Source organism: Gemmatimonadota bacterium (genome assembly GCA_041390125.1).
In the GTDB taxonomy this organism is placed as follows: domain Bacteria; phylum Gemmatimonadota; class Gemmatimonadetes; order Longimicrobiales; family Gaopeijiaceae; genus JAGQIF01.
In genome coordinates this window covers 1-22,488 of the sequence record JAWKQN010000030.1, presented here as the reverse complement: position 1 = coordinate 22,488, position 22,488 = coordinate 1, and the positions used below count along the sequence as shown (strand labels likewise).

Sequence of the window (22,488 nt, the reverse complement as noted above, 5' to 3'; positions counted from 1 at the left end):
TCCTTCGCGAATGTCCGCCACACCCATCGGGGGCCCGAGGCCCCGCCCCGCCGTCTCCGCGCTCCTGTTCCTGTCGGTGCTCGTCGCCGGCTGCGAGCGGGGAGCGCCCGCGCCGCGGACCGCACTCCCGTCCACGGAGAAGGTCGCCCGGGCGGACCGGGGCATGCTGTCGACCGCCTCTCCCCTGGCCACCGCGGCCGGGGTGCGGATGTTCGAGGCCGGTGGCAACGCCGCCGACGCGGCCGTGGCCGCATCGTTCGCGCTGGCGGTGGTGGAGCCCAGCATGTCCTCGCTGGGTGGCCGCATGCAGGTGCTCGCGCACGACGTGGACGGCACCCTGCGCGCCATCGACGCCACCACGCAGGCGCCCCTGGCGTACGACTCGGACAACGCGCCCGAGGCCTCCTACGGCTACGCCACCATCGGCATCCCCGGCATGGTGGCCGGCGCGCTGGAGGTGCACGAGAGCTGGGGCGCGCTCCCGCTCGCGCAGGTGATGGCGCCGGCCATCGAATACGCGCGCCGGGGCTTCGTGCTGGACGAGGAGGTGGGCGGTCACATCCGCTCCACCGCCGAGCGGCTCGCGGAATCCGAAGGCGCCCTGGCCTACTTCTTCAAGGAGGACGGCACGCCGTACGGCCCCGGCGACCGGCTCGTCCAGGAGGATCTGGCCCGCACGTTGGAGCGCATCGCCGCCGAAGGTCGCAGCGTGTTCTACGAGGGCGCCATCGCCGAGCAGATCGTCGACGACATGGAGGCGCACGGCGGGTTCGTCACACTGGCCGACCTGGCCCAGTACCGGGCGGTCGACTCCCGCGTGCTGCGCGGCTCCTATCGCGGGTACGGCCTCGCCGGCTCCGATGTCCCCGCGGGCGGGGGCACGGTGATCGAGATCCTGCACATCCTGGAGAACCTCGACGTGCCCGCGCTCGACGAGGAGGCCTGGATGGCCGTGGTGGGCCAGGCGCTCGTGCTGGGCTTCGAGGACTACTACGGCGGTGTGCAGCTCGAAGAGGAGCGGGCGGACGTGCTCACCTCCAAGGAGTGGGCGGCGCGGCGCGCGCGCGAGATCCGCCTGCCCACGTCGGCCGCCGTCACCGCGGGCGGGCTGGGCCTCGCGCTTCCGGCGGGGATCCCCGACTTCTGGTCGGAGCATCGGCACACCACCCATCTGACCGCGGCCGACGCCGACGGTCGCGTCATCGCGCTCACCCAGTCGCTCGGGCCCGCGATGGGTGCGAAGGTGGCCGCACCCGGGCTCGGGTTCCTCTATGCGGCCACACTGGGCGGCTATCTCGGCCCCATCGCGCGCGGGCAGCGCGCGGGGTCGGCGATCTCGCCCTTCCTGATCCTGCAGGACGAGCGGCCGCGCTGGGCGCTCGGGGCGGCCGGTGGCCTGCGCATCATCGCCGGAGTCACCGAGGTCGCCAGTCGGCTCATCGATCGCGGGCAGTCCCTGCCGGACGCGGTGGCGGGTGCCCGCTTCTTCCCCAACATGAGCCGCTCCGGACCTGGCCCCTGGGAGCTGGAGACGAGCCCCGTCGCATCCTGGGAGGCGTCCTCCGCGCTCGCCCTGCTGCAGGCCCTGGAGATCGACGCGGAGCGCAACCCGAGCGCAACCTCGTTCTCCCGGGTGCACGCCGTCGGCATCGAGCCGGACGGCACTTTGTGGGGTGTGGCCGATCCGCGCTGGGGCGGCGCGGCGGCGGGCGTGATGAACGAAGGAGGTCGACCGTGAAGCGATCGTGGTTGGCTGCGGCGGTGCTGTTGGCCGCCTGCGGCGATGCCGGCGAGACGTACGACGTGGTGATCCAGGGAGGCTCGCTGGTCGACGGCACCGGGGCGCCCGCGCGCGAAGCCGACGTGGCCTTGAAGGAGGGACGGATCGCCGCGGTGGGGGATCTCGCCGACGCGGCCGCCACCACCCGCATCGACGCGACGGGTCTCGTCGTGGCGCCCGGCTTCATCGACGTCCACTCCCACTCGGGGCCCGGCCTGGCCAGCTCCGGGCTCAGCCACGCCCAGCCGCTGCTGGCACAGGGGCTCACCACGGTCTTCGTGAACCCGGACGGCGGCGGCCCGGTCGACCTCGTCGAGCAGCAGGCGGCGCTCCTGGAGCACGGACTCGGCGTCAATGCCGCGCAGTTCATCTCCCACGGGAGCGTGCGCGGCGAGGTGCTGGGCAGCGAAGACCGCGCGCCCAGCCCCGAGGAGCTCGCCCGGATGGAGGAGCTGGTGCGCGTCGCGATGGAGAACGGCGCGTGGGGCCTCTCCAGCGGGACGTTCTACGCGCCCGGCTCGTTCTCCAAGCCCGACGAGATCATCGCGCTGGCCAGGGTGGTGGCGGAGTACGGCGGTGCGTACGAGAGCCACATCCGTGACGAGTCCAGCTACACGGTCGGGGTCGTGGCGGCCGTGGACGAGGTGATCGACGTGGCGCGCCAGGCGGGCATCCCGGCCGTGGTGACGCACATCAAGGCGTTGGGGCCGCCGGTCTGGGGCACGTCGACGGAGATCATCGAGCACATCCGGGCCGCGCGTGAGGACGAGGGCCTCCAGGTCTGGGCGGACCAGTACCCGTACGAGGCCTCCGCCACGGGCCTGGACGCGGCGTTGCTGCCCCGGTGGGCCCAGGCCGGCGGCCGCGACGCCCTCCGGGAAAGGTTGGCGGACCGCGCGACCCGCGCCCGGATCCGCGCCGAGATGGAGGAGAACCTGGCCCGCCGCGGTGGCGCGGACCGGATCCAGTTCCGCCGCTACACGCCGGATCCGGCCATCGAAGGCCGCAAGCTCTCCGACCTGGCCACCGAACGCGGACGGCCGGCGCTGGACGTGGCGCTGGACCTGATCGAGGGGGGCTCGGCTTCGATCGTCTCCTTCAACATGAGCGAGGACGACGTGCGCGCCTTCATGGTCCAGCCGTGGACCATGACGTCGTCGGACGGCGACCTGGTGCCCATGAACGAAGGCGTGCCGCACCCGCGCTCCTACGGTGCCTTCCCGCGCAAGATCCGCCGCTATGTGGTCGAGGAGGGCGTGGTCGATCTGCCCCAGGCCATCCACAGCATGACCGGCCTGCCGGCCCAGGTGTTCGGCATCCCGGACCGGGGCCGGATCGAGCCGGGCCTGATGGCGGACGTGGTGGTCTTCGACCTGTCCGCGGTCCGCGATGCGGCCACCTACACCCAGCCGCACCAGCTCGCGGAAGGCATGGTGCATGTCTTCGTCAATGGTCGTCCTGCGATCCAGGACGGCCGCTTCACCGGAGGCCTCCACGGGGAGGTCCTCATCCACCCGCGCCCCGGCGCAGAGCAGGAGGGAGACGGCCCGCGATGAGCAGTGTCCGCGAGTTCATGGAGAAGCACTACCGGCACTTCAACGCCCGCGAGGCCCTCTGGGCGGCGCAGGCCTACGAGCGGCACATCGCGGACGGCGGCAAGATGCTGGTGTCGTTGGCCGGCGCGATGTCGACCGGTGAGCTGGGCGTGATCCTGGCGCGCATGATCCGCGCGGATATGGTGCACGCGATCTCCTGCACGGGCGCCAACCTCGAGGAGGACGTCTTCAACCTCGTGGGGCAGAACACCTACGAGATCATCCACGACTGGCGGGCCCTCTCGGCGGCGGACGAGCAGGCCCTCTACGAGCGCGGCATGAACCGCGTGACCGACACGTGCATCCCCGAGGATGTCGTGCGGCACCTGGAGAAGGAGCTGCTGGACCAGTGGACCCACGCCGCGACGAACGGCATCCGCCGTTCGCCCGCCCAGTTCCTGATGGAGGTGCTGCGCACGGGGAATCTGGATGAGCACTTCCAGGTGGACCGCGCGGATTCCTGGTTGGTGGCGGCGATGGAGAAGAACATCCCCGTCTACGCGCCCGGCTGGGAGGATTCGACCACGGGCAACATCTTCGCAGCCCGGGTGATCGACGGCACGCTGCCGGATCATTCCTGTGTGAAGAGCGGCACCGAGCAGTTCCACCACCTGGTGGAGTGGTACCTGAAGAACCACGGCGCCGCGGAGGGGACCCCCTCGGTGGGGTTCTTCCAGATCGGGGGCGGCATCGCCGGCGACTTCGCCATCTGCGCGGTGCCGTGCATCATCCAGGATCTGGAGCGGGACGTCCCGTTCTGGGGCTATTTCTGTCAGATCACCGATGCCGAGGTCTCGTACGGCGGCTATTCCGGTGCGGTCCCCAACGAGAAGATCACGTGGGGGAAGCTCGCGCCCGACACGCCCAAGTTCCTGGTGAAGTCGGACGCATCCATCGTGGCTCCCCTGATCTTCGGGTATCTGCTGAACGACTGAGCCGGTCGGGCACCCGCGCGGGGTCCGGCAACCGGTCCGTACCACGGAGGGCAGGTCCTGTCCCACCACGCTTCGCTTCCGTTCCTGCTGCGTCGCGGTAGCGACGAGATCAAGGCGAGCACCGTGATCAGCACGCAGGAGACGGTGCACGGCCTCCTGCGCCTGGCGGACGGGCACGTCACGATCGAGTGGCGCCGGGCCCGGAAGACCGACCACATCGGCGGGACCATCCGCACGGATCGGGAGGTCGAAGCAGTCCGCGCCGTGCGCGTCCCGCTCGAGCGCGTGGCCGGCGCGCACGTGCCACCGGGCCGGCTGACGTGGTGGGTGCGCCCGCGGCTGGTGTTGGTGGCCGCGGACCTGGGTGCCTTCGAAGCGTTCGCGGGAGAGGGGGGGCTGGCGTTGGATCACCCGGGCGAGCTGATCCTGCCCGTCCGTCGGCGCGACCGCCTGCGTGCCGAGGAGTTCGCGGCCGAGCTCGCGCTGGCGCTCGCGGAGCACTCGGCACGCCGGACGCTGCCACGTAGCGGAGCAGAGCGCGTATTGGAGGCAGGCGAGCCGAACGAGTTCCGTGGACCGGAGGATCCGCAGTGAGCGAAGGGCGCGGCGCACCGGAGGGGTTCCACCTGGCGCAGGTGAACGTGGCCCGGATGATGGCGTCCCTGGATGATCCGGCCATGGCGGACTTCGTGGTCCAGATCGGCCGCGTGAACGCGGAGGCCGACGGCAGTCCGGGGTTCGTGTGGCGCCTGCAGACCCCCGAAGGCGACTCGACCGGCGTCAGGGCCTACTCGGATTCCCGCGTCCTCTTCAACCTGAGCGTGTGGGAGGATCTGGAGTCGCTCTTCGCGTACACCTACCGGTCCGGACACCTGGAGCCGTTCCGGGCCCGGCGCCGGTGGTTCGAGCGGTTCGACGGCGCGCACCTGGCGTTGTGGTGGATCCCCGCGGGCACGCTGCCGACGATCGAAGAAGCACGGGCGCGACTGGAGCGGCTGGACCGGGAGGGACCGACGCCGGAGGCGTTCACGTTCAAGCGCCTGTTCGGTCCCGACGGCGCACCGCGCGAGCGGCTGCTGCGTCCGGTGCCCCTGGACGGGGAACGCCGAACGGACGCGGAGCAGAACGCCGTCTGACCGGCTGACCGGCGGGTCCCCGGGGCCGCGGCGCTTCGAACGCGGGGTGCCCCGCTTGTGCAGACCTTCCCTACAGCTTCTCCCGCACGATCTCCTGCACGAGCCGCGGGTCGGCCTTGCCCTGCGTCGCCTTCTTGGCCTCGCCGACGAAGAACCCCATCAGGCTGTCGCGGCCTTCCTTGAGCGCCGTCGCCTTGTCGGGATGGTCGGCCAGCAGGCGCTCCACGAGCGGCGCCAGGTCGGAGCGGTCGTCCACCCGGGCGGCCGCGATCCGGAGCGCGACGTCGCGCGGATCCCCCCCCGTCTCCAGCAGCTCCGCGAGGGCCTCGCGTCCGACGCCGGTCGTGATCTCCTCCGTCTCCACCAGCGCCACCAGCTCCGCGAACGCCCTGCCCGTCAACCGCAGCGGCCGGTCCTTGGTCTCGCGCCGCACGTCGTTGACGATCCACTTGGCCAGCGCGCTCGGCTCGGCGGGACCGGCCAGCGCGTCGTCCATCAGCGTCGCGAGCGCGTCCTCGCGGGCGATCACGTCCGCGTCCAGGATCGGCACCTCGAGCCCCACGTAGCGGTCGAAGCGCTCGGCCTCGCGGCCGGGACGGCGTCGGTCACGGATGGCCTTCTCGGCCTCGGTGGGGCCGTGGCCGTGACCGTGGTGGTGGTGGTGATGGTGGTGATGTGCAGGGCGCTCGGCCGGCTTCGCGGCCTGCCCGGTGTCCTGGCGGTCGGGAACGGTGGGCTTCATCGGCCGCCCCTCGGCGTCCTTGAACTCCGCAACCTGAGAGTCCGAGACGACGCTCTTCTCCGCCATCTTCACTTTCCACGTGTCGCGCAGCGTCACCGTCCGGTTGAACACCAGCGCGCCCGGCTTCGAGTCCTCCGTGTCACTCACGAAGTAACCGAGCCGCTCGAACTGGTAGGCCGTACCGGGCGGATCGTCCGCCACGCTGGGTTCGACCCATCCCAGGCGGACCACCAGCGACTCGGGGTTCAGGACGTCCGTGAAGTCGCGTCCCTCCGGCACGTCCTCCGGATCCGCCACGGTGAACAGGCGGTCGTAGAGCCGGAGCTCGCAGGAGAGGGCGTGCGCCGCGCTCACCCAGTGCAGCGTGCCTTTCACGCTGCGGCCGTCGGGGGCGTCCCCGCCACGCGTGGCGGGATCGTACGTGCAGTGCAGCGCGACGACCGTACCGTCCTCGTCCTTGATCACCGCCTGACAGGTGATCAGGTAGCCGTAGCGGAGCCGCACCTCGCGTCCGGGCGCCAGGCGATGGAAGCCCTTGGGTGGATCCTCCGCGAAGTCGGCCCGCTCGATCCAGAGCTCCCGCCCGAACGGAAGGGGCCGCGACCCCTCGAGCGGCACATCGTGCGGGTAGAGCGGCGCCTCGATGGTGTCGGTGGTGCCCTCCGGCCAGTTGGTGATCACCACCTTGAGCGGATCCGTCACCGCCATGACGCGGGGCACCCGGGTGTTCAGGTCGTCGCGGATGGCGAACTCCAGCTTGCTGATGTCCGCGCGGTTGTCCGCGCGCGCCACGCCGATCATGTCGCAGAAGGCCCGCAGCGCCTCGGGCGTCACGCCCCGCCGTCGGAGGCCCGAGATGGTGGGCATGCGGGGGTCGTCCCAGCCGGTCACGTGCCCTTCGTTCACCAGGCGCAGCAGCTTGCGCTTGCTCACGATGGTGTAGTCGAAGTTGCGGCGGGCGAACTCGTACTGATGGGTGCGTGGCTCCTCGAAGCCGACGTGATCCACGAGCCAGTCGTAGATCTCGCGGTTGTTCTCGAACTCCAGCGTGCAGAACGAATGCGTGATGTCCTCGATGGCGTCCGAAAGCCCGTGCGTGAAGTCGTAGAGCGGGTAGATGACCCAGTCCGTGCCACGCCGGTAGTGCGCGTGGTGGCGGATGCGCCAGAGCACGGGGTCCCGCATCACCATGTTGGGATGCCCCATGTCGATCTTCGCGCGCAGCACGTGGGCCCCGTCGGGGAACTCGCCCGCCTTCATGCGACGGAAGAGGTCCAGGTTCTCCCCCACGCTCCGGTCCCGGTACGGGGAAGGGCGCCCCGCCTGGGTCACCGAGCCCCGGTATTCGCGGATCTGCTCCTCGTTCAGCGAGTCGACATAGGCCTTCCCGTCCCGGATGAGCTTCTCGGCGAACGCGTAGAGCTGCTCGAAGTAGTCGGAGGCGAAGTAGAGGCCGTCCCACTCGAAACCCAGCCAGCGCACGTCGCGCTTGGCGGCGTCCACATACCGCATCTCCTCCGTCTCCGGATTGGTGTCGTCGAAGCGGAGGTTGCAGGTGCCGCCGAACTCCCGGGCAACGCCGAAGTTCAGGCAGATGGACGTGGCGTGGCCCAGGTGCAGGAAGCCGTTGGGCTCGGGCGGGAAGCGTGTGGCCACGCGGCCCCCGTAGACGCCCTCGGCGGTGTGCCGGGCCACGATCTCGCGCAGGAAGTCGCGCGGCGCGTCGGTGCGGTCGGAGTCGGACATGAGCCAAAGGTACTCAGGCCGGGGAGCCCCGCGAACACCGAGTGGGTCGCGCCGGGTGGTGCCGGCGATGCGGGTCGTATGGCATCGAACCCGGGCCGCCCCGCCGGGCGTGCGTCCGCCCCGCGGCGCGGAGCGCCCAGGGTGCGGGGGACGCGTGCGTCAGGCCCGGAGCAGGGGACGGCCCGCCCGGGCCTGCGCCAAGAAGGCCAGCGTGAGGGCCAGCCAGACCAGAGCGGCCACCCCCACGAGCGCGCTGCCGCGCGGTCCCGCGTCCCAGCGGGTCATCCGACCTCCCACCGCGCCACCCACCAGGAAGAGCACCAGACCCGCGCGGATCCGCAGGGCCCCGCACGCGCGGGTCACTCCTCCCGGAGCGCCGACACCGGGTCGGAGCGGGTGGCGCGCCAGGCCGGCACCCAGTTGGCCGCGACCGCGACCAGCACCAGCACCGTGGGCACGGCCAGGAAGGTGGCCGGATCGGTGGCGCTGATCCCGTAGACCACGCTGCGCAGCAGGCGGCTCAGCATCAGGGCCAGCGCGAGCCCGACGACGAGCCCGCCGGCCAGGAGGCGACCGCCCTGGGCGAGGATCATGCGGTGCACGGCGCCGGCCTCGGCGCCGAGCGCCATGCGGAGCCCGATCTCGGCCCGCCGCTGGGAGACCATGTACGACATCACGCCGTAGATGCCCAGCGCGGCCATCGCGAGCGCGAACAGCGCGAACGCCACGAAGAGGGTGATGAGCGCATACGAGCTCGCGGCCCGCTCGTATTGGGCCGTCGCGACCGAGCGGATGCGGTCCACGGGCTGATCGGCGTCGACGCTCCAGACGGCCGCGCGCAGGGGATCGGCCAGCGCGGCGGGCGGCTCGTCGCTGCGGGCGAGCACGCGGGCCGTCGCCGTTGGGTGTTGCTCGAACGGAAGGTAGACGTAGGCCGCGACCGCCTCTTCCGCGTTGGGGCCGAGCACGTCGCCCACGATGCCGACGATGGTCAACCAGGGGCTGTTCGCGTCGGTCCCGAACCGGATGCGCTGGCCCAGGGCGTCGCCCTCGGGCCACCAGCGCCGCGCCACCTCGGCCGACAGTACGGCGACCGGCGGGGCCTGGCCGTGATCGCGCGTTTCGAAGCCACGGCCGCGCTCGAGCGGGATGCGCAGCACGTCGAACGCGCCTTCCGAGACCGTGACCGTGAGCACCGGTGGCCGCGGATCGTCGGGGCCGAGCGTGCGACCCTCGATCTCCATGCCGCGCCGGCTCCCTGCGTCCACACCGGGCACGACCGTGCTGAGCGCTGCGCCCTGCACGGTGGGGATGGCCGCCACGCGCGTGAGCGCCTCGCGGTAGAAGATGCGCTGGGGCTCGCCGTTCCCGTAGCGGTCCGCGGGCAGGTCCAGCTCCATGGCCACCAACCCCTGGCGCTCGAACCCCTGCACCCGGGTCTCGCTGTTGTACACGGTGCGCGCCAGCAGGCCCGCCACCACCATCAGGCAGAGCGCCAGCGCCACCTGCGCGGAGACCAGCACACCCCGGGCGCGCCGGTTGGCGCGTCCACCGCCGCCGCTCCGGCCGTCCCGCAGACCGGACGTCAGGTCCGAGCGCGAGGCCTTGAGCGCCGGCAGCAGCCCGAACAACGCCGGTGCCACCAGCGCCACGCCGACGGTGAAGAGCAGCACCCGGGTGTCGATGGTGGCCATGCGGAAGATGGCCTCCACGCCGCGGGAGATGGCCACCAGGGCCCGGTTGAGGCCGAACGCGATGCCGATGCCCAGCGCCGCGGCCACGAGCGAGAGCACGAGGCTCTCCGTGAGGAGCTGACGGATCAGCCGGCCGCGCTGGGCTCCGAGGGCCGCGCGCACGGCCAGCTCGCGTTGCCGCACCGTGGCGCGCGCCAGCAGCATGTTGGCCACGTTGGCGCAGGCGATCAGCATCACGAAGGCGACAGTGAGGACCAGCATGAGGAGCACGATCTTCGCCTCGCTGTCGAGCAGGGCGTCGCGGACCGGTGAGGATCCCACCGCCCATCCCGCGTTCGTCTCCGGGTGCTCCGCCTGCAGGGCTCGGCTGATGCCCGCGACCTCCTCGGTGGCCTGGGCCTGGGTCACGCCGGGCCGCAGTCGACCCACGACGAACAGGTCGCGCGCGTCGCGCCGCCCCCCGGTGCGTTCCAGCGGAAGCGGCGCCCAGACCTGCGCCAGCGCGAACTCCGCGAAGCCGATCCGGGGATCCATCACGCCCACGATCGTGTGCTCCACGCCGTCCAGGCGCAGCGTGGAACCCAGGATGGCCGGGTCGCCGCCGAACTGGCTCTGCCAGAAGCCCTGGGAGAGCATCGCCACGGGGGCCGCTCCGGGCCGGTCGTCGCCCGCGGCGAAGCCGCGGCCCGCCAGCGGCTGGAGACCCCAGGCCTCCATGAGATTGGCGGTGATGCGGTAGCCGCCCACGCGCGTAGGGACGTCGGCGCCCGTCAGGACCCACTGGTCGTCGGCGAGCGCCGTCAGCGCTTCGAAGCTGCGCGCACGCTCGGACACGTCCAGGAAGTCCGGCAACGAGATCCCGCCCTGCTCCACCTCCAGCGCGGGGTTGCGGGTCCGCAGGACCGTGGCCGTCTCCACCTCCTGCATGGGGAGATCCGCGAAGACGATCACGTTCACGAGGCTGAAGATCGACGTGTTCACTCCGATGGCGAGTGCGAGCGTGAGCACGGCGACCACGGAGAACATGCGGCTCCGTGCGAGTGAGCGGAGACCGTAGAGGAGATCCTGGCGGAGCGAGCGCATGAGCAGCGTGGGGTCGGAGTCACGGAGCGCTCGGCCGCGCATGCGGAGAGCGGGAAGGATGGAGGCGAGGGCCTGGCGCCGGTACCAGCGGCGGGCGGCCCGCACGTCCGGCAGCAGGCGGTGGAAGCCCTCGCTCAGGTCCCCGAGGTGTTCGTCCCGGTAGGACGGGGGCATCAAGAGGGCCGCCAGCAGCCGGGCGAGGCGTGGGGGCTTCACGCCGACGTCCCCGGCTCGAGATCGAGGCCGTCCCAGAGGGCGTCGAGTGCGCCGCGCGAGCGGACGAGGGCACGCGTCCCGTCGGGTGTGAGCCCGAAGAAGCGCTTGGCCCGACCGCCTCGCTCGGGGGTGGGGCGGCCGAGGGCCGAGCTCACCAGGCCCTGCCGCTCCAGCCGGTCGAGGGCCGCGTACACCGACGCGACCGCCGGCTCGAAACCCGTACGCCCCCGGATCTCGTCCAGGATGGACATGCCGTAGGCGCCGTCTCCCAGACGGGCCACGGCCAGGAGCACCACCTGCTCGAACTCCCCGAGGAAGTCGCCTCTCGGCATCGTGTTTCCTTCATGAGTGTGAGGAAATACGTCCGCCCTACGCGGGCCCTCCGATCCGGGTTTCAGCCGCCCCGAAGAGCCGAGGGCCGGACCGCGCCGGGAGCCGGCGATGGATCACGTCTGAACACGACCCGTGTCCTGTGCGTATCCCACGCAGAGCGGCCCGACCGATTCCGCCGACCCGCTGAGTCGGCCGTGGCGCCATCCGCCCGCGCATCCGGGAGGAGCGCGATGTACCGCACCTGCATGTTCTGCAACCGCGACTTCGGCGGGAACGAGGTCGTCGAGTCGTTCCCCGTCGGCCGCCGCCTCGCCTTCGACGCGGCCCGCGGCCGCCTCTGGGTGGTCTGTCGCCACTGCGAGCGCTGGAACCTGAGTCCACTCGAGGAGCGCTGGGAGGCGGTCGAGACCTGCGAACGTCTCTACCGGGGAACGCGGGTGCGCGTCGCCACCGAGAACGTGGGGTTGGCGCGGCACAAGGAGGGCCTCGAGCTGGTGCGCATCGGGGAGCCGCTGCGCGCCGAGTTCGCCGCCTGGCGGTACGGGGACCAGTTCGGTCGGCGCCGCAAGCGGGCGCTCCTCTATGGCGTAGGAGGCGCGGCGGTGGTCGGAGGCGTCCTCGTGGGAGGGGTGGCCACGGGCGTCTTGAGCAGCGTCATCCTCAGCCAGGCGGGCAACTTCGTGAACCTCTGGAACGCACGTACGCTCGTGAAGCTGCGCACGGACGCGGGCGACGTGATCAAGCTGAAGAACCACGACCTGCTGGGGACCCGCATCCGGGCCGCCGAGGACGGACCGGGGTTCCGTCTCCAGGTGCGCAAGGGGAAGGACCTGCGCTGGTTCGACGGCGAGGAGGCGGAGCGGCACGTCGGGCGCATCATGCCCCGGATCAACCGCATGGGGGGGAAGAAGAACGCCGTGCAGGACGCCGTCCACGCCATCGAGCGGTTCGGCCATTCCGATCCGTTCCTCGCCGACCTCGTGCGCGGAGACCGCTTCCGCGACAAGCGTGGCGTGCCGGGCTACATCAACAAGATGCCGCCGGTGACCAAGCTGGCCCTGGAGATGGCGCTGCACGAGGAGCAGGAGCGCCGTGCCCTCGCGGGTGAGCTCTGGAAGCTGGAGCAGGCCTGGAAGGCGGCGGAGGAGATCGCCGCCATCTCCGACAACCTCCTGCTCCCGGAGGGCACCGAGGAGTTCCTGGAGACCCACCGGGAGCCGGGAAGAGCCGGGACCGGCGACGCCTGAGCCCAGCCGCCCGGCCTCCGGCCGTGCGCGCGGGGCCCGGCTCCCGGGCCTTCGCGCGAGGGTCCGGACACCCCGCACCCGATGGGCGCGAGGTGTCCGGCCGCGAGCGCCTCAGCGCTCGGCCATGAGCCCGAGCACGTCGGTGGCCTGCACCAGGCGGATGAAGTCGGCCCGGTACCCCTCGGCGTCGTCTCCCCGCGCCTCCTCGGCGAGCGCCAGCACGTCGTCCAGGCGGAAGCTGCCGCAGTGCTCGGAGTCCCGCAGGATCATGCCGAACGCCGCGACCGAGGCCGCCCACCGCAGGTCCACCGAGGCGCGGGACGCGACCCGAGCGCCCACGGGATGCTCGAGCAACCGGCTCTCCACGCCATCGGGCGTCTTGTAGCGCAGCTTCACGAACAGCAGCTCGCCGCCGCCCCGGCGTACGCTCGACTCCGTGGGGCGGTGGTAGCGAAGCGCATCGACCTCCCCGACGTCCACATCCAGGCGAACCCCGGTGGGCACGACCTCGTACAAGGCGGTCACCGTGTGGCCGGCGCCGAGCTCCCCGGCGTCCTTGCGATCGTCATTGAAGTCCTCCGCGGCCAGGAGGCGGTTCTCGTACCCGATCAGCCGGTACGCCTGCACCTGCCCCGGGTTGAACTCCACCTGGATCTTCACATCCTTGGCGATCGTCACCAGGGTGCCACCCAGCTCCGTGACCAGGACCTTCTTCGCCTCCAGGTCCGAATCGATGTAGGCGTAGTTGCCGTTGCCGCGGTCCGCGAGCTGCTCCATCCGCGAGTCCTTCAGGTTGCCGGTACCGAAGCCGAGCACCGTCAGGAACGTCCCCTGGGCACGCTTCTGCTCGATCATGCGGACCAGCTCGCCTTCGCTGGACGGGCCGACATTGAAGTCCCCGTCCGTCGCCAGGATGACGCGATTGTTGCCGCCCTGGATGTGGTTCCGGCGTGCCACGTCGTACGCGAGCTGGATCCCCGCGCCACCGGCCGTGGAGCCGCCGGCTTCCAGGCGCTCGAGCGCCTCGAGGATGGTGCGGCGTTCGCTGCCCGGTGTGGAGTCGAGCACGAGTCCCGCCGAGCCCGCGTACACCACGATCGCGACGCGATCGTCGGGCCGGAGCTCCTCCACGAGCATCGCGAAGGCACGCTTGAGGAGCGGCAGCTTGTCGGGGCTGTCCATCGAGCCCGAGACGTCCAGCAGGAAGACGAGGTTGTTGGCCGGCGCCTCGGAGAGGTCCAGGGGTTGGCCGCGCAGGCCGATGCGGACGAGGTGGTGCCGCGGATTCCACGGCGCGGGGGCGACCTCCGTGTCCACGGCGAACGGGTGCGGGCCGCGCGGCGCTGCGTAGTCGTACGGGAAGTAGTTGATCAACTCCTCGATGCGGACGGCGTCCACCGGGGGCCGCACACCGCTCTCGATGAAGCGCCGCACGTTGGCCATCGAGGCACGATCGACATCGATCGAGAAGGTGGACAGCGGCTGGTGCGCGACGGCCCGGAAGGGGTTCTCATCCAGGTGCGCGTAGTCTTCGGTGTTCATCTCTTCCGGATCGACGCCGCGGCGGATCCCCGAGGGCGCGGCGTCCGCGACCGCGACGCCTGCGTACTGAAGCCGCGACGCCTCGTACGACATCGCGGGCGACGGGGGCGCGGACGCGGCGTCCGCCTTCCCGCGGGTCGCATCCAGGAGGCGGCGGATCGGCCCGGCGCGATCCTCCTCCGGCTCGACGGCGGGCGCGGGCGTCAGGGCCACATCCAGCCGCGCGCCGTCGCGGGCCACGGGCACCGTGCGCTCGGCGGGTTCATAGCCATCCGCCTCCACCCGGAGCGTCCAGGTGCCATCGGCGCCGGTGAAGCCGCCCGGGTCGAGGATCCAGGTGCCCCCGCGGCCGGCCTCGGCGCGGACCCCGGAGCCGATCAGGAGGACCTGGGCGCCCGGCAGGCCTCGCCCGGTCCGGGCGTCGGTGATGCGGCCCGCGAGAACGGAGGTGGCGGGGGTGGGGGACTTCGGCGGGCGGCTCAGCAACGGTCCGGCGCCGGCGACCACCAGCGCGGCCAGCAGCAGTGGGGTCTTCATGGAGTTCCTGCCGGTCGAAGAGGGTGGCGACGGTCCGATCCCGTCGCCTTCGCCCTGGAGGACGATCGAGGGCGGACGGCTTGCACAACCCTGCCGGCCGGCCCGCGCGTCCTGGGGAAGCGGTCCGGCAGCCCGGGCTGTGGGAGGCGCCCGGCAGGGCCGTCCTCCCTTGCCGTCCGCCCCCGTCCCGGTGGCCGCGCCTGCGGCGGTCCCGTATCGTGCAGATGCCCGCCCCTCCGCACCGCCCATTCCGATCGAGACGACCATGTCCAGATTGCGCCGCCGGGTCCTGCTCACCCTTCCGGTCCTGCTCGCCGCCTGTGCCGGGGAGGGGGCCGAGGATGCCGCTCCCGAATCCGCAGCCGATCTCGAGGCCCGCGCCCGCTCCATCCACGAGCGGGTGATGACGCTCGACACCCACGTGGACATCAATCCGGCCAACTTCACGCCGGAGCAGAGCTACGCGACCCGGCTGGAGACCCAGGTCAACCTGCCCAAGATGGAGGAGGGAGGGCTCGACGCCGTCTTCCTGATCGTCTACGTGGGCCAGGACGACGACCTGACGGCCACCGGCTTCGCAGCGGCGCACGCGGCGGCCCTGGAGAAGTTCGAGGCCATCCATCGTCTGACGGAGGAGCTGGCTCCGGACCGGATCGGGCTCGCACGCACGTCGGAGGAGGCGCGAGAGATCCACGCCTCGGGTCGCAAGGTGGCCTTCATCGGCGTGGAGAACGGCTACCCGCTGGGCACGGACCTCGCCAACGTGCAGAAGTTCGCCGAGCTGGGCGCGCGCTACCTCTCCCTCGCGCACAATGGACACTCGCAGCTCTCCGACTCCAACACGGGCGAGCGCGACGGCGTGTGGATGCACGACGGTCTGAGCGATCTGGGGCGCGAGGTCGTCGCGGAGCTGAATCGTCAGGGCATCATGATCGACATCTCGCATCCATCCAAGACGTCGATGATGCAGACCATCGAGCTCAGCCGGGCGCCGATCATGGCGTCCCACTCCGCGGTGCGGGCGCTCTGTGACCACAGCCGCAACCTGGACGACGAGCAGCTCCTGGCGCTGAAGGAGAACGGAGGCGTCGTGCAGGTGGTGGCCTTCAACAGCTACGTGAAGTGCCAGCAGGATTCGCCGGAGCGCCAGGCCGCTCTGGCGGCCCTCCGCGAGGAGTTCGGGGCCGGAGGCGGCCGCGGCGGCGCGGCCGGGATGACCGACGCCCAGCGGGCGGAGTTCCGGGCCCGGATGGACGAGATCGACCAGCAGTTCCCGCCGCCGCCCCGGGCAACCGTGGCGGAGTTCGTGGACCACATCGACTACGCCGTCGATCTCATCGGGATCGACCACGTGGGCATCAGCTCCGACTTCGACGGGGGTGGAGGGGTGGACGGATGGATGGATGCCAGCGAGACCTTCAACGTCACGCTGGAGTTGGTCCGGCGAGGCTACACGGAGGAGCAGATCGAGCAGCTGTGGAGCGGCAATCTGCTCCGCGTGCTCGACGACGTGCAGCGTGTAGCGCAGGAGATGCGCGGCGCGGTCTCCGACTGAGCGCGCCGGGCTCCGTGATGGGGCGGGGGATCGCAACGTGCGTGCTGGCGACCCTCTTCGGAGCGTGGCCGTGCGCCGCGCAGGAGGGTCGCCCGTACGTGGGGCTGGCCGGCGAGACCGCTGTCGAGGTTCCACGCCATGAGGTCGCGGTGACGGTCGACGGCGTCCTGGACGAAGACGTCTGGGCCGACGCAGCGCGGCTGACGGGCTTCTCGCAGTACAGCCCCCAGGACGGCGTGGCCGCGGCCGATTCCACCGAGATCCTGGTCTGGTACTCCCACGAAGCCATCCACTTCGGTGTGCGGGCCTACGCCGCGGCGGCGAGCGTACGCGCGACCCTCGCCGATCGGGACCGCATCGACAACGACGATCAGATCCAGATCCTGCTGGATACGTTCGCCGACGCGCGCCGTGCGCTGGTGTTCGGGGTCAATCCGCTCGGCATCCAGATGGATGGCATCCGCGTCGAGGGTGAGGCCAGCCGGAGCGGCTTCGCCACCGAAGCCGAGATCCACCCGCTCGATCGCAATCCCGACTTCGTCTTCGAGTCGTCCGGTCACCTGGAGCCCTGGGGTTACCAGGTGGAGGTGCGGATCCCGTTCAAGAGCCTGCGCTACCGTCCCGACGAGGTGCAGTCCTGGGGCATCAACGTCGTGCGCATCGTGCAGGCGCGGGGCCATTCGCAGACGTGGACACCCGCCCGCCGAGGACGCGCCTCCTTCCTCGCGCAGGGCGGAAGCCTGGAGCGTCTGACCGGTTTCGAGCGCGGGCTGGTGCTGGACCTCAATCCGTTCGTGACCGCGCGCGCGGACGGGAGCCAGGATGCGTCCGGGGACTGGGGGTATGATCGGGCCGGCCCGGAGTTCGGCGGCAGCGTCCGCTGGGGCGTGACCGAGAACCTGACGCTCAACGGGACCATCAACCCGGATTTCTCGCAGGTCGAAGCGGACGCCGAGCAGATCACCTACGATCCGCGTCAGGCCATCGCGTTCCCGGAGGCCCGGCCGTTCTTCCTCGAGGGCAGCGAGCGCTTCCGGGTCCCCAACTCACTGATCTACACGCGCCGCGTGGTGCGGCCGGAGGTGGCGGCCAAGCTCTCCGGGAAGCTCTCGAGCGCGGACCTGGGCGCGCTGTTCGCCGTCGACGACCGGGCCGCGTCCGCCCACGGGGACCGTCCCATCGTGGGTATCGTGCGCCTCACGCAGGATGTCGGCGCCGCCTCCACCGTCGGGCTGGTCTACACGGACCGAACGGACGGGAACGACTACAACCGTGTGGGCGGTCTCGATGCGCGACTCGTGCGGGGCGCGTACACCATGGCCCTGCAGGGGGCCCTCTCGGGCAACCGGGACGCCTTCGTGGACGGCACCGGCCACCTCTGGGATGTGCAGCTGGGGCGGGCGGGGCGCCGCTTCGGATTCGACACACGCTTCCGGGGCACCAGCACCGACTTCGTGGCCGGCAGCGGGTTCCTGAGCCGGACCGGGACCGTCCTGCTCCAGGCCACTCCGCGCTTCACCTGGCCCGGCGATCCGGGGGATCGCCTGGAGAGCTACAGCCTCGCCTTCAACTTCTCGGGCGGCTGGTTGCACGACGCGTTCTGGGACGGCGCCGATCCCGAGGACGTCAAGTTCCACATCAACAACTCGTGGTCGCTCCGCGGGGGCTGGCAACTCGGAGCGTCCTTGTTGATCGAGCGCTTCTGGTATCTCCCCTATCTGTACACGGACTACGCCATCCAGCATCCGGTCGCGCCCGGTGTAGCGGACACGGTGGCGTATTCCGGTACGCCCTGGTTGGACAACCTGGACCTGGTCGTGTCCGTCACGACGCCCACCTGGTCCACGTTCGGCGGCAACGTCATGGTGGTGGTCGGCCGCGACGAGAACTTCGACGAGTGGGCGCCGGCCAACATCCTCATCATGAGCGGCGGTCTGGACTGGCGGCCCACCGACCGGGTGCGCGTCTCGCCCACGTACTCACGGCAGCAGTACATCCGCCCGGGGGACGGGTCCACGGTCCGTGTGCGCGACCTTCCGCGCGTGAAGGTGGAGTACCAGTTGAGCCGTGCGGTGTTCGTCCGTTTCGTGGGTCAGTACGATGCCGTCTGGCGCGATGCCCTGCGCGACGACAGCCGCACGGGCGACCCGATCCTCATCCGCGACCCGACCACCGGTGTGTTCGGCCCCGCCCTGGAGACGAGCCGCAACCGGATGCAGGCGGACGTGCTGTTCTCGTACCAGCCGTCTCCCGGCACGGTGGTGTTTGCCGGGTATGGCAGCGCCATGAGCGAAGCGGACGCCTTCCGCTTCCGCGACGTGCAACGCAGCGGCGACGGCTTCTTCGTCAAGCTGAGCTGGCTCTTCCGGCGCTGATGCGGAACGGGGGAGGCCGCATGCGCGGCCTCCCCCGTGATCCTCCCGTCCTGGTTGTGATCGCGCGTCAGCGCGCCCGCACGTTCACCAGCCGCGTACCGCTGGACGGCGTGTCCAGGACCAGTGTCACCACCTCGCCGGACTCCACGTCGGCCAGCGCCTTCGCGGCGTCCGCGACGGACCCGATCCCGGTCCCGTCGATCTCGACGACCTTCATCCCGACGCCGATCCCCTTGCGCGCGGCGGGTCCGGCCGGGTCGACGCTCGCGACCACCACGCCCTCGGCGCTGTCGTACCCCAGCTGCTCGGCCGCGGAACGATCCAACGGCTGCAGACTGAGACCGAAGCGTTCCATCTCGGCGGGCGCGCCACTGCGCCGCGGCTCGGCTCCACGCGCGCTGCGCTCGGCCATCGGGGCCTCACCGAGCCGCACGCGGGCGGTCCGGGCCTCCCCGTCGCGGTAGTAGCCCACGTCGATCCGATCGCCCTGGTCGAGGACCGCGATCTTCTCCTGGAGGTCACCGCCGCTCGTGACGGTCTGGCCATCCACCGAGAGGATCACGTCACCCTGCTCGAGGCCGGCCTCCTGCGCGGGGCTGTCCTCCGTCACGGCCTGCACGAGCACACCGCTCACGCTCGGCAGATCGAAGGCCTCGGCGTCCTCGGGACTCACCCCGACCACCTGCACGCCCAGCCACGGACGCAGCACGCGGCCTTCGGTCATCAGGTCGTGCGCGACCTTCTGGACCAGGTTGGACGGGATGGCGAAGCCATAGCCCTGGAAGTGACCGTCGGTGCTGGCGATCGCCGAGTTCACGCCCACCACACGGCCGCTCATGTCGATCATCGGGCCGCCGGAGTTGCCCGGATTGATGACCGCATCGGTCTGGATGAAGTTCTCGATGGCGTATCCGGCCATCTCCCGCCCGAACCGCGGATCCTGCTCCAGGCCGCGTCCGATCAGCTGCAGCGGGCGGCCCTTGGCGCTCACGATCCCCGTGGTGACCGTGTAGTCGAGGGAGCTGCCACCGAAGCCGGGGTTGCCCACGGCCATCACCCACTCGCCGACACGCACCGCTTCCGAGTTGCCCCAGGGCAGGAACGGCAGCCCGTCGGCGTCGATCTTGATCACCGCCACGTCCGTGGTGGGATCGCTTCCGACGAGCTCCGCGTCGAAGGTGCGATTGTCCTGCAGCCGGACCGTGATCGTCTGGGCGTCTCCGGCCACGTGGTTGTTGGTCACGATGTACCCGTCACTGGAGACGAGGAAACCGGACCCGCCGCCGAAGCGGGGCTGCGGTTCCATCTCCGGGGCGGAGCGCCCGCCGAAGGGCAGGCCGAAGAACTGCCGGAACTCCTCCGGTAGCTCGGACCGCGACGCCATCTGGGGTGCCACCTGCACCGAGATCTGCACGACCGCGGGAGTGACGCGCTCGGCCAGGTCGGCCGTGGCGAGGCTCACGCCCTGGGCATAGCCCTCCGGATCGTTGATCGCGAACGCCGCGACATGCTCGGGAGAGGGCGCGGCGACGGCGCGTTCTGCGGCCACGAAGGCGGAGTACCCGCCGCCTCCGAGCAGTACACCCACCGCGAGCGCTCCCGCGCCAACGGCGGCCTTTCTACGGAATGTGGTGTTCATCGGTTCTGGACTCCTCGTGGAGAGACCGCGCGCGTGTCGGGATCGCAGTGCGCGGAGGTTCTGATCGTTGCGGTATGCCGGTGGACAAAGCAGGCTGTGGGCCAGATCGGTAACGCGTTGTCCGGTAGAGCGATACAGGCTTCTGGCCCGAGCGGGGGCCGTCGCCGTCGGTGGCGCATCCCGGCCAGGGTGGCCGAGATGCGCCAGAGGCGGGCGCGCTGGCGTGCCCGCTTCATCGCTCCGCGCCCGTCGCCGCGTGCGGCAGCAGCGACGTGGCCGACGTAGCGAGGTGATTCTCGATCGAGAGCTTCACGACGTCACCGGGCGTGACCACCAGCCTGGGCGAGACGTAGGCGCTCGCTCCACCGATCGGATCCGCGAGGATCTCGAAGTCGGCGCCCGGTGTCAGCGCGGACGCCGGCACGGTCAGCGTGTCGCCCGAAAGACCGGTGACCACGCCGAGCGAGTAGAGCGTTCCGTTGCGGACGGCGTAGACATGCATGTCCAGCCAGTTGTGGTTCTCCACCTGGACGGACGCCGTGCGTACCGGGGGCTCCTTGTCCGTCGTGTCGGCTCCGGCCTCCTGGGCCGCGAGCGGAGAGCCAGTGACCGCAGCCCCGACCAGGGTCAGCGCGAGCAGGGACGTTCTGAAGGCGTTCATCGTCTTGATCCTCCCGTTCAGCAGCGCATGGGAACCGGGATGGTCCGGCGTTGCGATCGGTTGGTAGGGCAGCCTTCGTACCGTCGCCGCATGGTTTTCAAGGACAAGGACTTGCGAGGTGGGGAACCAACCGGGTCGAGCGACCGCCGGTGGTCGCTTTGCGCCACCGTGGTGCATTCCAGCCGCGGTTGACCACGGCGTCCAGCCGCCACGAGGTTCCGGGACGGCGAGTGGCCGGGCGTGTTCGGGAGCAGACGATGGGAGAGCAGCGTGTACGGGCGAACGGCGCAGGCACCGCCGGCGTACGCGTACGTCTGCTCTGGACGGCGCTCATCGTGGCACTCGTGGCGGTGGTGGCATCCGTCGTGTTCATCCTCTCCGCCCGCAACGCCGATCGGCTGGGCATCGTGGACGCGCGTCTGCGTGACACCGGCCGGTTCGCCGAAGCGCGCGCCCGCCTGCAGGCGCGCAGCCTGGAGGCCGTACCCCCCGTGCTCTCGGCGCAGAGTGCCTTCGTGCAGGACGTGCGCATCCAGGTCGAGCAGGCGCGGCGCCTGGGAGAGCGACTCGATCCCGAGACGCGCGCACTCCTCGAGCGGCTCACGGTTGCGCTCGGGCAGCCGCTCGTGAGCCGTGCGGACCTCCTGGCCGCTGCCGGTGTGCTGGCGCAGATCGTCGACGCCGAGTCGCAGGTCCAGGAACGCATCTTCGCGGACGCCCGACGCGACGCGCGGCGCGAGACGCTCCTGACCTTCGTGGCTCTCCTCCTGCTGGGCCTGCTCAGCGCGATCGCCGTCTGGGCCGCGCCGCGGGCGGCGGCCACCGCGCCCGTACGCAAGCTGCTGCGCGCCTCGATCCGCACGGTGTTCGATCAGCGTCGGTCGCTGCTCCGTGCGGAGCGGATGGCCATCGCGGCGGAATCGGCCGCGACGCTCGCGCACGAGCTCCGCAATCCACTCGCGGGGGTGACCATGGGCCTGCAGAACCTCGAGCGGGAGCTGCCGGACCACGCCACCCGCATCGGGCCGATGGTGGGTGAGCTGCAGCGCGTCAGCCGCACGCTCAACGACCACCTCGGAGCACTGCGCGCGCCGCTCGAGCCGGCCACGGACACGGATGTGGCGCAGATGGTGGACGAGCTGGTGGAGCTGCTCACGTACGAAGCCGCTGCCGGGGTTGCCGTCGTGGACGACGTTGTGGACGGTCTGCGCGCGCGTGTGCCGGCGGACCGGCTGCGTCAGGTGCTGCTCAACCTGGGCCTGAACGCCATCCAGGCCGTGGAGGCCGGCGGTGGTCGCGTGGTCTTCGAGGGCGGCCGCACGCCGGAGGGGTTGCGGCTGGAGGTACACGACACCGGACCCGGATTCCCCGAGCCCGTGCTCAAGGGCGCCATGGGTCCCCTCGTGAGCTCGAAGCCCGGCGGGAGCGGCGTAGGCCTGCGCCTCGTGCGCCGGCTCACCGAGGAGATGGGGGGCCGCCTTCAGGTGCAGAACGACCCCGCCGGGGGCGCCCGCGCCGTAGTGATCCTTCCCGAGCTCGAGGAGCCGTCGTGAGAGGTGACGCGATCCTGATCATCGAGGACGAGGCCCTGCTCGGCGACGAGCTGGTGCGGCACTTCCAACGCGAGGGTTGGGAGGCCGTACGCGCCCGCGACATCGCGGAAGCCCGGGCC

Annotated in this window: 16 protein-coding genes; 9 read left to right on the top strand and 7 right to left on the bottom strand. The window is 71.1% G+C overall.

Annotated elements, in window-relative coordinates; genetic code table 11:
- Positions 1 to 163: 163 nt before the first annotated feature.
- The 5 genes from R3E98_21185 to R3E98_21165 all read left to right on the top strand — a co-directional run bounded on the left by R3E98_21185 (position 164) and on the right by R3E98_21165 (position 5,446).
- Positions 164 to 1,738: a gamma-glutamyltransferase gene (locus R3E98_21185; protein MEZ4425923.1), complete on the top strand. Its 1,575-nt coding sequence runs from the start codon at positions 164 to 166 to the stop codon at positions 1,736 to 1,738.
- A complete protein-coding gene (locus R3E98_21180; GenBank protein MEZ4425922.1) occupies positions 1,735 to 3,336 on the top strand; it encodes an amidohydrolase family protein in 1,602 nt (533 codons plus the stop codon). Before R3E98_21185 ends, R3E98_21180 begins: the two co-directional genes overlap by 4 nt.
- Entirely contained in the window at positions 3,333 to 4,310 is a 978-nt protein-coding gene (locus tag R3E98_21175; protein MEZ4425921.1) for a deoxyhypusine synthase family protein, read from the top strand. The genes R3E98_21180 and R3E98_21175 overlap by 4 nt, the downstream gene beginning before the upstream one ends.
- A gap of 123 nt (positions 4,311 to 4,433) precedes the next feature.
- The gene (locus R3E98_21170; protein MEZ4425920.1) at positions 4,434 to 4,904 is read left to right on the top strand and encodes a hypothetical protein; all 471 of its coding nucleotides are present in this window, start codon (positions 4,434 to 4,436) and stop codon (positions 4,902 to 4,904) included.
- A complete protein-coding gene (locus R3E98_21165; protein MEZ4425919.1) occupies positions 4,901 to 5,446 on the top strand; it encodes a DUF3291 domain-containing protein in 546 nt (181 codons plus the stop codon). The genes R3E98_21170 and R3E98_21165 overlap by 4 nt, the downstream gene beginning before the upstream one ends.
- A 70-nt stretch (positions 5,447 to 5,516) precedes the next feature.
- On the opposite strand, the gene R3E98_21160 is transcribed toward R3E98_21165, so the two are convergent.
- The 4 genes from R3E98_21160 to R3E98_21145 form a co-directional block, all read right to left on the bottom strand.
- Positions 5,517 to 7,934: a glutamine--tRNA ligase/YqeY domain fusion protein gene (locus R3E98_21160; protein ID MEZ4425918.1), complete on the bottom strand. Its 2,418-nt coding sequence runs from the start codon at positions 7,932 to 7,934 to the stop codon at positions 5,517 to 5,519.
- Positions 7,935 to 8,093: 159 nt separating this feature from the next.
- Positions 8,094 to 8,297 carry a hypothetical protein gene (locus R3E98_21155; protein MEZ4425917.1) on the bottom strand — a complete coding sequence of 68 codons (204 nt, stop codon included), beginning with the start codon at positions 8,295 to 8,297 and terminating at the stop codon, positions 8,094 to 8,096.
- Positions 8,294 to 10,927 carry an ABC transporter permease gene (locus R3E98_21150; GenBank protein ID MEZ4425916.1) on the bottom strand — a complete coding sequence of 878 codons (2,634 nt, stop codon included), beginning with the start codon at positions 10,925 to 10,927 and terminating at the stop codon, positions 8,294 to 8,296. The genes R3E98_21155 and R3E98_21150 overlap by 4 nt, the downstream gene beginning before the upstream one ends.
- Complete coding sequence (locus R3E98_21145) at positions 10,924 to 11,259, bottom strand: helix-turn-helix transcriptional regulator (GenBank protein MEZ4425915.1); 336 nt, start codon at positions 11,257 to 11,259, stop codon at positions 10,924 to 10,926. The genes R3E98_21150 and R3E98_21145 overlap by 4 nt, the downstream gene beginning before the upstream one ends.
- Before the next feature lie 231 nt (positions 11,260 to 11,490).
- On the opposite strand from R3E98_21145, the gene R3E98_21140 reads away from it, so the two are divergent.
- Complete coding sequence (locus tag R3E98_21140) at positions 11,491 to 12,507, top strand: hypothetical protein (protein ID MEZ4425914.1); 1,017 nt, start codon at positions 11,491 to 11,493, stop codon at positions 12,505 to 12,507.
- Between the two features lie 111 nt (positions 12,508 to 12,618).
- Here the strand turns inward: R3E98_21140 and R3E98_21135 are convergent, their stop codons facing one another.
- On the bottom strand, positions 12,619 to 14,586 hold the full coding sequence (locus tag R3E98_21135) for a von Willebrand factor type A domain-containing protein (protein ID MEZ4425913.1): 1,968 nt from the start codon (positions 14,584 to 14,586) through the stop codon (positions 12,619 to 12,621).
- Between the two features lie 265 nt (positions 14,587 to 14,851).
- Here R3E98_21135 and R3E98_21130 point away from each other — a divergent pair, with 265 nt between their 5' ends.
- Both R3E98_21130 and R3E98_21125 read left to right on the top strand, forming a co-directional pair.
- Positions 14,852 to 16,141 carry a dipeptidase gene (locus R3E98_21130; protein MEZ4425912.1) on the top strand — a complete coding sequence of 430 codons (1,290 nt, stop codon included), beginning with the start codon at positions 14,852 to 14,854 and terminating at the stop codon, positions 16,139 to 16,141.
- Positions 16,142 to 16,182: 41 nt separating this feature from the next.
- A complete protein-coding gene (locus tag R3E98_21125) occupies positions 16,183 to 18,516 on the top strand; it encodes a DUF5916 domain-containing protein (protein MEZ4425911.1) in 2,334 nt (777 codons plus the stop codon).
- A 67-nt stretch (positions 18,517 to 18,583) separates the two neighbouring features.
- Here R3E98_21125 and R3E98_21120 read toward each other — a convergent pair whose 3' ends face one another.
- Together R3E98_21120 and R3E98_21115 are read right to left on the bottom strand one after the other, a co-directional pair.
- Positions 18,584 to 20,155, bottom strand: coding sequence for a Do family serine endopeptidase (locus tag R3E98_21120; protein ID MEZ4425910.1), 1,572 nt, complete (start codon positions 20,153 to 20,155; stop codon positions 18,584 to 18,586).
- A 232-nt stretch (positions 20,156 to 20,387) separates the two neighbouring features.
- Positions 20,388 to 20,816, bottom strand: coding sequence for a hypothetical protein (locus R3E98_21115; protein MEZ4425909.1), 429 nt, complete (start codon positions 20,814 to 20,816; stop codon positions 20,388 to 20,390).
- A gap of 257 nt (positions 20,817 to 21,073) precedes the next feature.
- Between R3E98_21115 and R3E98_21110 the strand changes: the two genes are divergently transcribed.
- Positions 21,074 to 22,369 carry a HAMP domain-containing sensor histidine kinase gene (locus R3E98_21110; protein ID MEZ4425908.1) on the top strand — a complete coding sequence of 432 codons (1,296 nt, stop codon included), beginning with the start codon at positions 21,074 to 21,076 and terminating at the stop codon, positions 22,367 to 22,369.
- The last annotated feature ends 119 nt before the right edge of the window (positions 22,370 to 22,488 follow it).